The sequence below is a fragment of the Hyphomonas sp. genome (assembly GCF_017792385.1).
Taxonomy (GTDB): domain Bacteria; phylum Pseudomonadota; class Alphaproteobacteria; order Caulobacterales; family Hyphomonadaceae; genus Hyphomonas.
In genome coordinates this window covers 892,710-904,780 of record NZ_CP051230.1, presented here as the reverse complement: position 1 = coordinate 904,780, position 12,071 = coordinate 892,710, and the positions used below count along the sequence as shown (strand labels likewise).

At 61.2% G+C, this 12,071-nt stretch carries 18 protein-coding genes; 13 read left to right on the top strand and 5 right to left on the bottom strand.

Annotated elements, in window-relative coordinates; all coding sequences use genetic code 11:
* The first annotated feature begins 89 nt into the window (after positions 1–89).
* The 3 genes from HF955_RS04485 (at position 90) to HF955_RS04475 (ending at position 2,939) form a co-directional block, all read left to right on the top strand.
* Complete coding sequence (locus tag HF955_RS04485) at positions 90–1,130, top strand: toprim domain-containing protein (protein ID WP_121212525.1); 1,041 nt, start codon at positions 90–92, stop codon at positions 1,128–1,130.
* 320 nt (positions 1,131–1,450) lie between these two features.
* Positions 1,451–2,389: a DUF2493 domain-containing protein gene (locus HF955_RS04480; protein WP_291078242.1), complete on the top strand. Its 939-nt coding sequence runs from the start codon at positions 1,451–1,453 to the stop codon at positions 2,387–2,389.
* 121 nt (positions 2,390–2,510) lie between these two features.
* On the top strand, positions 2,511–2,939 hold the full coding sequence (locus tag HF955_RS04475; protein ID WP_219146752.1) for a hypothetical protein: 429 nt from the start codon (positions 2,511–2,513) through the stop codon (positions 2,937–2,939).
* Positions 2,940–2,949: 10 nt separating this feature from the next.
* Here HF955_RS04475 and HF955_RS04470 read toward each other — a convergent pair whose 3' ends face one another.
* The 4 genes from HF955_RS04470 to HF955_RS04455 form a co-directional block, all read right to left on the bottom strand.
* Entirely contained in the window at positions 2,950–3,603 is a 654-nt protein-coding gene (locus tag HF955_RS04470) for a potassium channel family protein (RefSeq protein WP_219146750.1), read from the bottom strand.
* A gap of 1 nt (position 3,604) precedes the next feature.
* Positions 3,605–4,696: a low temperature requirement protein A gene (locus HF955_RS04465; RefSeq protein WP_233457220.1), complete on the bottom strand. Its 1,092-nt coding sequence runs from the start codon at positions 4,694–4,696 to the stop codon at positions 3,605–3,607.
* A 108-nt stretch (positions 4,697–4,804) separates the two neighbouring features.
* Positions 4,805–5,344 (bottom strand): DUF924 family protein, encoded by a 540-nt coding sequence (locus tag HF955_RS04460; RefSeq protein ID WP_219146746.1) that lies wholly within the window; start codon positions 5,342–5,344, stop codon positions 4,805–4,807.
* A 62-nt stretch (positions 5,345–5,406) separates the two neighbouring features.
* Positions 5,407–6,180, bottom strand: coding sequence for an SDR family oxidoreductase (locus tag HF955_RS04455; protein WP_219149819.1), 774 nt, complete (start codon positions 6,178–6,180; stop codon positions 5,407–5,409).
* A gap of 125 nt (positions 6,181–6,305) precedes the next feature.
* Here HF955_RS04455 and HF955_RS04450 point away from each other — a divergent pair, with 125 nt between their 5' ends.
* Together HF955_RS04450 and HF955_RS04445 are read left to right on the top strand one after the other, a co-directional pair.
* Positions 6,306–7,238, top strand: coding sequence for a LysR family transcriptional regulator (locus tag HF955_RS04450; RefSeq protein ID WP_219146744.1), 933 nt, complete (start codon positions 6,306–6,308; stop codon positions 7,236–7,238).
* A gap of 402 nt (positions 7,239–7,640) precedes the next feature.
* Complete coding sequence (locus tag HF955_RS04445) at positions 7,641–7,973, top strand: DUF736 domain-containing protein (RefSeq protein WP_219146738.1); 333 nt, start codon at positions 7,641–7,643, stop codon at positions 7,971–7,973.
* A gap of 43 nt (positions 7,974–8,016) precedes the next feature.
* Here HF955_RS04445 and HF955_RS04440 read toward each other — a convergent pair whose 3' ends face one another.
* Positions 8,017–8,244: a helix-turn-helix transcriptional regulator gene (locus HF955_RS04440; protein WP_219146735.1), complete on the bottom strand. Its 228-nt coding sequence runs from the start codon at positions 8,242–8,244 to the stop codon at positions 8,017–8,019.
* Positions 8,245–8,417: 173 nt separating this feature from the next.
* Here HF955_RS04440 and HF955_RS04435 point away from each other — a divergent pair, with 173 nt between their 5' ends.
* The 8 genes from HF955_RS04435 (at position 8,418) to HF955_RS04405 (ending at position 12,058) form a co-directional block, all read left to right on the top strand.
* Positions 8,418–8,693 carry a DUF2285 domain-containing protein gene (locus HF955_RS04435; protein ID WP_104829951.1) on the top strand — a complete coding sequence of 92 codons (276 nt, stop codon included), beginning with the start codon at positions 8,418–8,420 and terminating at the stop codon, positions 8,691–8,693.
* Positions 8,694–8,704: 11 nt separating this feature from the next.
* Positions 8,705–9,202 (top strand): DUF6499 domain-containing protein, encoded by a 498-nt coding sequence (locus tag HF955_RS18430; RefSeq protein WP_367279750.1) that lies wholly within the window; start codon positions 8,705–8,707, stop codon positions 9,200–9,202.
* The gene (locus HF955_RS04430; protein ID WP_233457105.1) at positions 9,090–9,533 is read left to right on the top strand and encodes a DUF2285 domain-containing protein; all 444 of its coding nucleotides are present in this window, start codon (positions 9,090–9,092) and stop codon (positions 9,531–9,533) included. The genes HF955_RS18430 and HF955_RS04430 overlap by 113 nt, the downstream gene beginning before the upstream one ends.
* 59 nt (positions 9,534–9,592) lie before the next feature.
* On the top strand, positions 9,593–10,123 hold the full coding sequence (locus HF955_RS04425) for a hypothetical protein (RefSeq protein ID WP_219146725.1): 531 nt from the start codon (positions 9,593–9,595) through the stop codon (positions 10,121–10,123).
* 220 nt (positions 10,124–10,343) lie between these two features.
* Positions 10,344–10,628, top strand: coding sequence for a helix-turn-helix domain-containing protein (locus tag HF955_RS04420; protein ID WP_034766571.1), 285 nt, complete (start codon positions 10,344–10,346; stop codon positions 10,626–10,628).
* Complete coding sequence (locus HF955_RS04415; RefSeq protein WP_219146723.1) at positions 10,625–11,122, top strand: DUF2840 domain-containing protein; 498 nt, start codon at positions 10,625–10,627, stop codon at positions 11,120–11,122. The genes HF955_RS04420 and HF955_RS04415 overlap by 4 nt, the downstream gene beginning before the upstream one ends.
* Positions 11,119–11,697 (top strand): S26 family signal peptidase, encoded by a 579-nt coding sequence (locus HF955_RS04410; protein WP_219146721.1) that lies wholly within the window; start codon positions 11,119–11,121, stop codon positions 11,695–11,697. Before HF955_RS04415 ends, HF955_RS04410 begins: the two co-directional genes overlap by 4 nt.
* A 13-nt stretch (positions 11,698–11,710) precedes the next feature.
* Entirely contained in the window at positions 11,711–12,058 is a 348-nt protein-coding gene (locus tag HF955_RS04405) for a DUF736 domain-containing protein (protein ID WP_219149815.1), read from the top strand.
* The last annotated feature ends 13 nt before the right edge of the window (positions 12,059–12,071 follow it).

Sequence of the window (12,071 nt, the reverse complement as noted above, 5' to 3'; positions counted from 1 at the left end):
CCAAGCCCCCCAACGGCTCCCGCAGCCGCCCCTGGAGCCCGCCCAATGTGGCGGGCTCCTTCTTTTTTGCTCTCACCAAGGAGGCGCAAATGAATAGCATTGCATCTGACATGGCCCGCCAGCTCGGCCGCGAAGCGGAGGCCGTATGCCGCCACTATCTCTCCAACGGCCGCAAGCAGGGCCGCTACTGGATCGTCGGCGACGTCGAGAACACGCCCGGACGCAGTCTTTACGTTCGCCTCACTGGACCAACCCACGGTCCTGGCGCTGCCGGCAAATGGACCGACGCCGCCACGGGCGACCATGGCGACCTGCTAGACCTCATTGCCGGCGCCCGGCAACTTCGCACCTTCGGCGAGACGCTTGATGAGGCGCGTATCTTCCTGAGCCTCCCACGACCTGAACCGCCAACCCGCGAACGAGCGGTCGCACCCACCGGATTGCCGGAGGCTGCACGGCGCCTATTCGCCATGGGAAAACCGATCGGTGGAACGCTCGCCGAGCGCTATCTTCATCGGCGCGGTCTTTCCGGGCTTGGCGACGCGCCAGCACTGCGATTTCATCCGTGCTGCTACTATTGGCGAGAAGGTCAGCCCAAAGACACACCACCGGAGACCTGGCCCGCATTGCTCGCCAAGGTCACGGACGTGAACGGCAATCTCACCGGCGTTCACCGCACATGGCTCGATCCGGCGACGGCTCGCAAGGCGCCCCTCGATCCATCACGCAAGGCGATGGGGAACCTGCTCGGCCATGGCGTGCGGATCGGAACTGCGAGCGACATCCTCGCTGCTGGCGAAGGGCTGGAAAGCACGCTCTCCGTGCGCATGGCGTTGCCCAACATGCCCGTCATATCCGCGTTGTCGGCCAATCATCTCGCCGCGCTGATCCTGCCGACCGGGCTTCAGCGTCTCTACATCGCCGCCGACGCCGACGAAGCAGGCGACATGGCCGCCGCCAATCTGATCGAACGCGCAGGAGCCGTCGGTATCGAAACGATTCGGCTTATTTCTCTTGGCGGCGACTTCAACGAAGACCTCCGCAAGCTCGGACGGGACGACCTAAGGACGCATCTGGGTCAGCAACTGGCCACTGCCGATTTCTCACGGCTGCTTTCCGACGAACACTGAGCGGCAGAGCAGGCCCGTCACTAGTCTGGTCGCTATCGTCAGATCACCTCCTAATTCAAGAGCCTCGCCTTCGGCCTTCCGAGAGGAGCGAGACGGAGCGGAGACTGGCCGGGCCGGCAACGGCTACGGCGACACTCTTTTCCGCCGCCGGGCGTAAAGGCCCGGCTTTGCATCGCGAAACAAAAGAGCGCCGCCTCCGCCGTCCTCCGCCTCTGGCTCCGGCCGCCGTGACCGGCGGTGCAGTCCCGGCCAGCCCCCGCTTTCCCGTCGCTCGGGAAGGCCGCGAGAGGCGCGGCCCACGCCGAACAGGAGACGATCCCATGACCGCCGAGACCACCGAACCAATGGCCAGCTCCGCAACCGCGGCCGTACTCGAAGAATTGCAGCTCTATGGCTATCGGCCTTTCGCCGACGAACCCGACCCGAGACCCTTGCCCGAAGCCGACGCCCTCCAGGGTGCGATAGCCGATATCTTCGACGCACTCGCCGCCACGTTCGAAGACACGCGTCTCGAACCGGGTCTCGAAGACCTGCTCTGGTCCGTGACGAACCTGTTTCATCGCACAGCAGCCCGCGTCGATCGCGACCTCGACGACAATGAGCAATCACAAAGACGATCACAGCGTGAACAGGACGGCTCGGAAGTACGCTCCGTCGAACTTGAAGCTCTGACGGCTCAGGGCGTCACGCTGATCGAACGGCGCAACGCTTACGAAATCATGCGCGATATCGCCGCCGATCACTTCGAGACCCATATCGGTCAGACCTGGCGTCCGCACTCGGGGTCGCGGATCAGTCATCGCACGTTGACCGCGGCCATGATCGACAGCCGCGACTATCTCTCGGCGAAGCGACGCGCGGAGATCGAACCCCTCCTGCCAAGCGGACCACGGGTTGCGTTTTCCGGCGGGCTCGACGTCACCGACCATCGGGCGATCTGGGATGCGCTGGACCGTGTGAAGGCCAAGCACGTCGACATGGTGCTCCTGCATGGCGGCTCGCCCAAAGGCGCCGAGAAGATCGCCGCCTGCTGGGCCGATAACCGCAAATGCCAGCAAATCGTCTTCAAGCCGGACTGGAAGCGCCACGGCAAGGCCGCGCCGTTCAAGCGCAACGACGCGCTTCTTGAGGCGATGCCCATCGGCCTCATCCTCTTTCCGGGCTCCGGGATCACCGACAATCTCGCCGACAAGGCCAAGAAACTCGGCGTCCCGCTCTTCGATTTCAGACCGAAGAAAAATACGGCGCAGGCGGTATGATGCACAGGATGCATCACCTGATGCGCGCGCCGGAAGGTTCCGGCGTGCGCTGCTTTGCGCTATACTTCGAAAAGCGCCGTGGCGGTTGGTGGAGGCGCTCCATCCATGAAGGAGACCGCCCATGTTTCTGTCCGCATTGCTGAGCGTTGTCGGCCTCGGCTTTCTCTGCTGGCTGTTATTCAGCCTGGCCGTCTATGCGCTTCCGTTCTTCGTCACCGTCAGGGTCGGATACTATGCCTTTGAAAACGGCGCGGGGCCGATCGGCGCCATCGCCGTCGCCCTGTTCGTCGGCGTCGTCGCTCTTATCCTCGGGCAAGTCGCGTTCGCCACGATCCGGTCACCGACCATCCGCCTGGCGATCGGCGCGCTCTATGCCTTGCCGGCGGGACTGGCCGGTTTTCACGCGGTCAAGGGGCTCTCTGAGACCGGCGGCGCGGGCGAGACGTGGACCCTCATCTTCGCGAGCATCGGTGCGATCATCGTCGGCGCGACGGCATGGGTGCGCATCGCATCCCCTGCAGGACCTGACGCGCATCATCAGCTGGTCTGAAAGTTCTCCATTACTGGCGACTGGCATGCAAGCCCACCAGTCGCGATAGAAGGATCACTGTGTAGAGCGTACCACCTATCGCTTCGAAGTTGACGAAGGACTGCGCGTAGAATCCGACAGGAGTGATATCGCCGTAGCCGAGTGTGGTGAGGGTAACGTAGCTGAAGTAGACCATCTGTTGCCAGTCGATAGCGGCACCCGAACTCGCCACGAAGGACCCCGGCGCGCACCATTCGATGAAGGCCAGAACGGCGGCGAAGCCCGATCCGATGACAAGGTAGAGCGAAGTGGCCGAGAGGAGCACATCGGTCATCACCGTCCGCGCGCCGAAGGTGTAACGGGCCAGCACCACGATCATGCCGAGATGATAAACCATGGATGTCAGGTAGACGGCGAGTGCTGTCCCGTTCGAGGGGACATAGGAATTCAGAATGCCCGCGATGAACACAGCGAGCCCCGCGCTCCCAACAAAAATGCGTTGAAGGCGATGACCCGTGAGTGCCCAGGTCGCCACTCCGAAAATCGCCGCGTAAAAGCCATAGAACAGTGCAGGCCAAACCCCAGCGGCGGCTGACAAGGGATAGGTCAGATTGTGGATCAGGATCGCGGCCAAAAAGCCAGCATTGGCGGCGACCTTGTTCCTGGCGGTGGGAAGCGACAGCATCTCAGGCCACCTTCCGATGACCGAGCGCCGCCATGGCCACCATGATCAGCAGGACACCCGCGCCGAGCCAGAGCCCTTGCAGGTGCAGACCTACGCATGCCCAGCCCCAGGCCGCCAGCGCCGCGACGGCCAGAAGGTAGAGGCCGCGCAACCGTTCCGCAGTGACGCGGTGAAAGATTGTGCAGCCGAGAAGGAAGAGCGATGGCCCGGCGAAGGCGATGATCGCGGTCTCGGCATGGATCGCGTCATGGGGATGGGCCACGATCATCTCAATGGCGACGGCGGTCACGATGGCGCCGCAGACCGCGACCCCATGTGCGTAGGCCAAACCTGCGCGGGCGAGACTGGTGTGATCCGTCTCATGTTCGAACCGGTGTTCCCCCGGCTCCGCGAGATCGACGAAGTAGATCCACCACAGCGTCACGATCAGCAGGAACCCAATCAGCGCGGCGGCACCCGTGTCCACATGGATCTCGTGGCCGACCAGATAGCCGCCAAGTAGGAGAATGGATTCGCCGAGCGCGATGATGAAGATCAGTTGGTTACGCTCGAAGAGGTGCAACCCCTTCAGTGTCCAGCTCGACATCGGGGTCGCGCCTTGGCCCGGAAGCCAGAACCCCAAATAGGGCGCGGCATAGTCGATCAGCACAGCGAGGATCCAAAGCGCCAGCCGTGCAGGTTCCACAAAGGCGCCGATGATCCAGAAGGCGCCGGAAATCGCGCTCCAGGCGCCAAGCTGGAAATAGTTACGCCCCATGACCTGACCGCGAAAGACAAAGCCCATATAGCCTGCACGGATCAGCGCCATGGAGACATACGCGATGGCGAACAATTCCGCGCGTTCGCTAAAGGCCTGCGGCGCCGCCACCGCCATCAGCAGCGCGCAGCCCATCAGGACAATCATCAATCCACGCCCGCTAGGATGATCCGGGTTCACCCAGTTCGCGGCCCATGCGGTGTAGTTCCACGCCCACCAGACGGCGGCGAAGAGCGTCAGATACTCAAGCGCGCCGAGCCAGTTCGCGTGTTCCAACAGGTAATGCGAGAGCTGAATGATGGTGAAGACGTAAACGAGATCGAAGAACAGCTCCATATTGGTCACTCGGGGCGTTTCTTTGGGAGCGAGGTTGCGTAAGGCGCCAGTTGGCACGAGGCGATGAATTAGGCTGGACATGGAATTTCCTCGTGGTGTTTTTAGTAACTATCCCTGAAATCCGCCTGCATTCAAATATTGGCTTTCCTCGGCCGTCGGCATGCGTTCGAAGACCGGCTGCCTGTGGGGAAAGCGGCCGAAGCGGGCGATGATGTCGCGATGACGCTTTGCCTTGTGGAGCCCCGAAGGCAGGTAGCGGCGATGCAGCTCCACCGACAGGTCCTGATCCTTAAGCGTTTCGGAATGGGCGAAGGGTAACAGCATGAACAGACGTAAGTCCCGCGGCGCCTGTCTGATGAACTCTTGCTTCTCAGCGTGGTGCGCAACCGACAGGGCCTGCTGATCTGAGTGATACATCTCTTTCGTGCCGCGAAACGCGTTGCGTGGATACTGATCCAGCAGGATCAGCAGGGCGAGACAACCCTCGGGTATGGCCTCCCAAGCCGAGAGATCACCCGCCATGGCAGCCTCATGCAGGGGGACAAATCGCCTGCGAAAGGCGCCGTCGAACGCGGGCGATTTGGAGAACCAGTCTTTGGATGCCGCTCGCCACCATGCGATCACTTCACCGATACGCGGATCTGTCATACTGCGCGCCAATCTTGCTGGATGGAAAAGGCCGGCGGCAAGTCGCCGCCGGCCAAAACGGCTCACTTGGTGGTGTAGCCGCCGTTGACGAGGATGGTCTGGCCGGTCATCCACCATCCGTCGGAGACCATGAAGGTGATCCAAGGCGCGATATCCTCGATGTCGGTCAAGCCTGTCTTCGAGAAGGGAGAAAGCGCTGCTGCGGTTTTGTGGTACTGCTGCGCTTCCTCACCCTCGGCAGGGTAGAAGAACGGCGTATCCATTGGGCCGGGGCCGATTGCAGTTACTGAAATGCCGCGATCTCCGAGTTCCTTAGACGCAGCACGGGTGAAATGCTCCACCGGCGCTTTCAGTCCTTCATAGGCCGCATAGAAGGGCGTATAGGCGCCCAGTAGTGAAGTGACGATCGTGCAGATCTTGCCGTTATCGTTGACGTGCTTGCCAGCCTCTTTGAGGAAGAAGAAGGCGGACTTCACATTGACCGCACAGGATTGATCGAAGACCTCTTCAGTCACCTCGGCCATCGGCTTCTTCACCACCATGCCGACCGTGTTGATCGCGATGTCGGGGCGTCCCACGGCAGCGACCGTGTCCGCGAACAGTTTTTCCATCGCCGCCGCCGAGGTCAGGTCAGCCTGGAAGGCCACCGCTTCGGCGCCAGCGGATTCGATCGCCGCGATCGTTTCTTCGGCGGCCGCCTTCGTGGCGTCGCTGTTATAGTGGATGGCGATGGCCTTCGCGCGGGATTTGGCGAACTTGCGTGCCAGCAACCCGCCCAGGTTCTTCGCACCCCCCGCGATCAAAACCACTTTTCCTTCGATGCTGTTTCTCGACATGCCGTTTCCTTTCCATTGTGAAAACGCCGCTTGGTTCGGCGCCTTGCACAATAGATGACCTGTCCAGCATTTCGGATAAACATGCACAACTTGACATCATCTGTCAGAAATGGCGAACAATTGGCATGGACAGAATTCAACAGATGCAGGCCTTCGTTCAGGTTGTGGAGAGCGGGAATTTCACCCGCGCGGCCGAGGCGCTTGGTCTACCGCGCTCGACCGTCTCCAGCACGGTGCAGGCGCTTGAAGACCGGTTGGGCGTACAACTCCTACAGCGCACAACCCGCGTGGTGCGTCCGACACAGGAGGGGCTGCAGTTCGCGGACACCGCCCGCGATCTGGTCGATGCCGTCGCGCAGGCTGAAGGACAATATCGGTTTCGGCCAGATGATATCTCGGGGCGTCTGCGGATCGACATGCCAAGCCGGATTGCCAGACGCATGGTGATTCCGCATCTGCATGAGTTTCGCGCTCGCTTCCCGGCAATAACGCTCGACATCAGCGCCACAGACCGGTTGATCGATCTCGTGTCCGAAGGCATCGATGCGGTGGTGCGGCTGGCCGAACTGGAGGACAGCGAACTGATCTGCCGCAAGATCGGAGATGTGCCGATGCTGACCTGTGGTAGCGCCGACTACATCGCGCGCCACGGGGTTCCGAAGACGCCTGCGGATCTGACGGATCATTGTCTGGTCAATTACGCACTGCGGATGCCCGCACTTTCCGCCGAATGGGATGGGCTTGAGAACGGTCAGGAGGTTACGGTCGAGATGCGCAGCTACCTCTGCGTCGACAACGCCGAAAGCTATGTGGCTGGAGCTCTCTCCGGACACGGATTGATCCAGGTTCCGGCCCATGATGTTGCCGACGACATCGCGGCCGGACGCCTGATTGAGGTACTGACCGAATACCGTCCCGCGCCGGTCCCGGTTTCCTTTCTCTACGCCCGCCGACGATACCTCGCGCCGCGCCTGAAGGTGTTCATGGACTGGATGGCCGAGCTATTGAACGTCGAAGGGTTCGTGGAAGCTCACAACGAAACTAGTCGTGGGATTTGAGCCCCATCACGCTTCGGTTTCCCGCTCAGGTCTGACACCGAACGTTCTTTGCGCGAAACAATAGGTTGGCTGATCTGATCGTCTAGTACAAGCGACAGACACTTCAGGTCACCATACTGGTTTATCCGTGTTCTCCTTAGCTCATCACCCACGCCCAACACGGCCTCTCATGGACTGATCTGGCCGGGATCGGCTGACGCCTCGACCGCCTTGGCCGCAACGGCGGAGCCGAACTTTCTTCCCCTGGGCTGCGCCCATTCCTCGCGGACCATGAAACTCCGTCTCCGCCGTCCTTCGCATGCGCTGCGGGTCCCTCGGACTGCGTCGGCGGTCGTCCCGGCCTCGTCGATCGCCATCGAGGCCGCGAAGGGCGCGGGCTCGGAAGCCAAAAGGAGAACTGACATGGCCACCATCGGAACTTTCAAGAAGTCCGCCAACGAGTACGTCGGCGAAATCGTCACCCTCAGCGTTCAGGCGAAGAATGTAAGGATCATCCCGGAAGAGGATCGCACGAATGACAACGCGCCCAGCCACCGCGTCTTCGTCGGCCGCGCCGAGATCGGCGCCGCCTGGTCCAAGCGCTCGAACGAGGGCCGCGACTATCTGAGCCTCAAGCTCGACGATCCGAGCTTCACCGCTCCGATCTACGCCAACCTCTTCGACGACACCGTAATCGAAGGTGAAGATAGCTACAGCCTCATCTGGTCGCGGTCACGTCGCCAGAACGGCGACTGACGCCTCCGACAGCCCCGCCCGGCAAGACCGGGCGGGGCTGTCTTCATGCCCTTTTTCTCTTTCGCTGATCGTCCAGTAGCGCCGCCGGTTTGACGTCGAGCGCCTCGGCTACGTGCCAGAGCGTAATGATGGTGACGTTCTGCTGGCCACGCTCCATGGCGCTTATGTGCGCGCGGTCGACGCCCATCTTGTCCGCCAAAGCAGCTTGGCTGAGGCCGGCTTTCTCCCGAAAAAACTGTAGGTTCGCACCAAATACTTCCCGAATATCCATCCGCCAGTAAAATGCGGATCGCGTATTTTAATGCGACGTATTATAATGCGCGACACTGGAGCTGACCCGTCGGTCTGCTCACAGCCAGGACTGGAGATTTCAACCGGCCGGCGCTTGCGTACTTTATGGTTTCCGGTTCATTAATAATTCGCGCCAGACCCGTAAGGACACCGATGCCCGCCACCCAGATTATGATCGCTGACGCTCCGCCGAACGACGCGGCCGTGACCGTCTATGACCGTGATCACTTCGCGCTTTACATGCGGCTTCTCGACGCGAATGACGCGGGAGCATCGCTGGAAGAAGTGTCGTCGCTTCTGCTCGGCATCGATGCGGATGAGGAACCGGAACGCGCCCGCCGTGTCCATGACAGTCACCTGTCACGCGCTCGCTGGATGACCGAGCAAGGTTATCGAGACCTGCTGAAGAATGGCCTTCCCACGGGCTGAAGAGTGCTCTGATGCGTCCAACGCATCACACGATGCCTGCGGCCATACTATGCAACCGCAGATTTATTGAGAAACATCCCAAACAACTGACGCTGCTCCACATTTCGGCGCGTGATTGGGAGGAGTTCGCCATGCCAACCGACTGGCGCGACGATCACCAATACGATCATTTCGATGATCTCGGCATCTCCGGACTCGCCTGGGAATGCCTTCGACGAAACCTGCACTATCGCAAGGACTATAACCTGATGCGGGAGGGCGGTAGCGCTCCAGCCGACTGGGGGTTGCGATTTCCTTGCAGATCCAAAACTCAATGCGCTCAACGCACCAATCTACTGGCTCCCATCCGCAGCGCCTGCGGTGGTCCAACTCATCGCCGTTCTGCCGGACATCGGCTTGACCGCATCCATACCCCCCGAAAGCATTGCGGACCGCAAGATCGACGCCGAGGGACTGTCATGGGTTCGGCTGAAGGAAGGCGTCAATCTTGTCGGCGATCAGGTCGGTGATGGGCCCGTTGGCCTCCTGCTGCCACTCGATGGCGACTGGCCCACTAGGCTCGCTGCGGCTGATCGACTGTATCACCAAATCATCGACCGCGATGCCGATCCGCCAATCACGCGGCAGCGACGCGACCGCCTGAAACGCGCTCTGCGGACAATCGACGGACGCCAGAGCGGCGCCAGCTATCGCGCCGTCGCTACCGTTTTCTTTGGCGCCGATCGCGTCGCCGCCGAACCCTGGAAGACGAGTTCGCTTAAGGCGCAGGTTGCGCGCCTGGCATCCCATGGCCGAATGATGATCGATCAGGGGTATAGAAATCTGCTGCGCGGCAAGTAGTCATCAGACCCTGCAAAGATTGCTATCTTTTCCCTGCGGCAATCTCAGAGAGGGAAAACATGACCAGAAACCGTTGGGAAGATGATCCTGCCGCAATCGCCGAAGCGGAGCGCTTCTATAGTTTTGTGGGGCAATACGTAATCTCGTTTCAATGGCTGGAAGGGCAGATCGATCAAATGTTTCTGCTCGCGCGCGGCCATGACGAATGGAACGAAACCCACCATTGGCTCGCTGGGCTCAGGAATGTCGACAAGATCAATGCGTTCCGCGACCTAGTGCAGGCTGACGAACCCTTCGATCGCATTCAGATTGACGGCTGGTATGAACACTTCGAGCAAGTGGTCGATCGTCTACATACAGAGCGCAAGCGGCGAAACGGCATCCTCCACTCACAGTTCTTGTTCGATTTCCTCGCAATCGGACAGCCCATCATGCGGTCTGACGTGCATCGTCGGGGACACGATGTAGATTTCACGCAGGAAGATCTCTCGCAGGCTCGGTGCGACGAAATCATGGGCGAGCTCGCAAAGCTCGCCGTTGATCTGAATTTCGTCTGCGTGCAGCTTCGTCACGTCTACAGGCTAAGCTGATCTTTAGAATACACGTCAGTCTGACATCTCGCACGACCAATCTCCGTCCTTTGGAACGCCACCCAACCGCGTCGGGAATATGCATGTGCTGATGACGGTATGGGGTGACGTTTTTACCATCCGCTGATCGTCATCCCTCCCGGCCTCGCTTCTCCGCTTTTCTCGTCTCCGACAGTCCCGCGCTTCCCGCAGCGGGATGGCCTAACCGGAGACGCGACCCATGCCCGATCCCAATGCCGGACTTCCCCCACGCTATTTAAGAACGCCTGAAGCGGCCCGTTTTCTCGGCCTTTCGGGGCGGACGCTCGAAAAACATCGCACCTACGGCACGGGACCGCGCTACTCGAAGATCGGCGGGCGTGTCGTCTACGCGATCGAGGATCTGCAGGCCTGGGTTAGCCGGGGAGAGAAGAACTCGACCTCGGACGACACGGGCGACGAGGTGTTGCCCGCCAAGCGGCATGCAGCGATCTCGCCCGCCTATGCACGGAAGGCCCGCTCATGAGCGGCGGCGCCATTGTCGAGCTCGTCTGGATCGAGAAGCAGATCGAGCACTGGATTCGCTTCGGCCGGATCGCGCGGACAACGATCCAGAGCCGCAGTCGCAGCACCGTCGCTTTCGATCCCGGCGCCGTCTTCGCCTTCGTCCGCTGGCAGGCAAATGATTTCGGTACGGCGGAAAGCCGGATCGACATTCTGCGCGCGCCCAGAGCAGGTGAGCCCTATGCGACCGTGCCGCATGTGACGCCCGGCGGCGACAGTCTGTTGCGTCTCTCCGGCTGGCCCAAAGTCGAACGGGTTCTTCAGTTCGCCGATGCGATCGAAGCGCTCGGCATCGAGCCGGCTGACGCCGCGACGGACTATTGGCGCCACGTTCACAACAGGCTGTCAGCAGGCCTAGAGCCGCGCGGCTACACAGCCGCTCAACATCGCGCCTGGCTCCTGCGCCAAACCTGTTCGCCCGCTCCGCACGCCACATCGGCGGGGAGCGCGTTATGACCCGGTTCGGTTACGTCATGACGACCTATTTCTCGGTGCTCGCGATCGGCGGACTGGCCTTCGTTCATGTGAGCCCCAAGCTGATCTGGAACGCATCCGCGAGTGCGCCGATCGGACTCTACGCCGTCGCATCGGACAACGATCTTGTCGTCGGCGATCTGGTCGTTGTCCATCCTCCGAAATCACTTGCGATCTATCTCGACGAACGCGGCTACTTGCCCGAAGGCGTGCCGCTCCTCAAGCACATCGCTGCACTTCCCGGACAGCACGTCTGCCGCGATGGCGCCGCTGTCGCTGTCGACGACACCACCGTGGCGCAGGCGCAGCCAAGCGATCGCTTCGGCCGCGACCTGCCCGTTTGGCAGGGCTGCCACATCGTCGCTGAGACCGAACTCTTCCTCCTGAATCCCAGCCATCCCGACAGTCTCGACGGTCGCTATTTCGGCGCGCTCCCGGCGGACGCCGTGGTCGGACGCGCCGTCCCGATCCTCACCGATGAAGACGGCGACGACCGCTATGTCTGGCGCGCTGATCGCGACGCCGACGCTCTTCCAAATTCATCCGACCGCAAATGAAAGGAACTTCCCCATGGCTCAGATCGGTCAATTCACTCGCACGGAAACCGGCTTCACCGGACGTCTTCACACGCTCATTCTCTACCGAGAACTCACGCTCGTTCCGGCAACGCCGTCAGACAGCGAGAACGCGCCCGACTATCGCATCCATCACGGCGATGAAGACGGACCGGAAATCGGCGCCGGCTGGAAACGCACCGGCGAGAAAGCCGGCGAATACATCTCTCTGCAGATCGACGACCCGACCTTTGCGTTTCCGATCCGCGCCAATCTTTTCAAGACGGACGGGGAAGACGAGCATTGGGCGCTCCTTTGGAATCGCGCCGCAAAGCGTCCCGAGAAACGCGATGAGCGCGGCTAGACCATCTCGGCGC

Bases quoted from the DNA above. Each gene is read 5' to 3' on its own strand.
- HF955_RS04485 (WP_121212525.1), top strand. From the start codon at position 90: ATGAATAGCATTGCATCTGACATGGCCCGCCAGCTCGGCCGCGAAGCG.
- HF955_RS04480 (WP_291078242.1), top strand. From the start codon at position 1,451: ATGACCGCCGAGACCACCGAACCAATGGCCAGCTCCGCAACCGCGGCC.
- HF955_RS04475 (WP_219146752.1), top strand. From the start codon at position 2,511: ATGTTTCTGTCCGCATTGCTGAGCGTTGTCGGCCTCGGCTTTCTCTGC.
- HF955_RS04470 (WP_219146750.1), bottom strand. From the start codon at position 3,603: ATGCTGTCGCTTCCCACCGCCAGGAACAAGGTCGCCGCCAATGCTGGC.
- HF955_RS04465 (WP_233457220.1), bottom strand. From the start codon at position 4,696: ATGGAGCTGTTCTTCGATCTCGTTTACGTCTTCACCATCATTCAGCTC.
- HF955_RS04460 (WP_219146746.1), bottom strand. From the start codon at position 5,344: ATGACAGATCCGCGTATCGGTGAAGTGATCGCATGGTGGCGAGCGGCA.
- HF955_RS04455 (WP_219149819.1), bottom strand. From the start codon at position 6,180: ATGTCGAGAAACAGCATCGAAGGAAAAGTGGTTTTGATCGCGGGGGGT.
- HF955_RS04450 (WP_219146744.1), top strand. From the start codon at position 6,306: ATGGACAGAATTCAACAGATGCAGGCCTTCGTTCAGGTTGTGGAGAGC.
- HF955_RS04445 (WP_219146738.1), top strand. From the start codon at position 7,641: ATGGCCACCATCGGAACTTTCAAGAAGTCCGCCAACGAGTACGTCGGC.
- HF955_RS04440 (WP_219146735.1), bottom strand. From the start codon at position 8,244: ATGGATATTCGGGAAGTATTTGGTGCGAACCTACAGTTTTTTCGGGAG.
- HF955_RS04435 (WP_104829951.1), top strand. From the start codon at position 8,418: ATGCCCGCCACCCAGATTATGATCGCTGACGCTCCGCCGAACGACGCG.
- HF955_RS18430 (WP_367279750.1), top strand. From the start codon at position 8,705: ATGCGTCCAACGCATCACACGATGCCTGCGGCCATACTATGCAACCGC.
- HF955_RS04425 (WP_219146725.1), top strand. From the start codon at position 9,593: ATGACCAGAAACCGTTGGGAAGATGATCCTGCCGCAATCGCCGAAGCG.
- HF955_RS04420 (WP_034766571.1), top strand. From the start codon at position 10,344: ATGCCCGATCCCAATGCCGGACTTCCCCCACGCTATTTAAGAACGCCT.
- HF955_RS04415 (WP_219146723.1), top strand. From the start codon at position 10,625: ATGAGCGGCGGCGCCATTGTCGAGCTCGTCTGGATCGAGAAGCAGATC.
- HF955_RS04410 (WP_219146721.1), top strand. From the start codon at position 11,119: ATGACCCGGTTCGGTTACGTCATGACGACCTATTTCTCGGTGCTCGCG.
- HF955_RS04405 (WP_219149815.1), top strand. From the start codon at position 11,711: ATGGCTCAGATCGGTCAATTCACTCGCACGGAAACCGGCTTCACCGGA.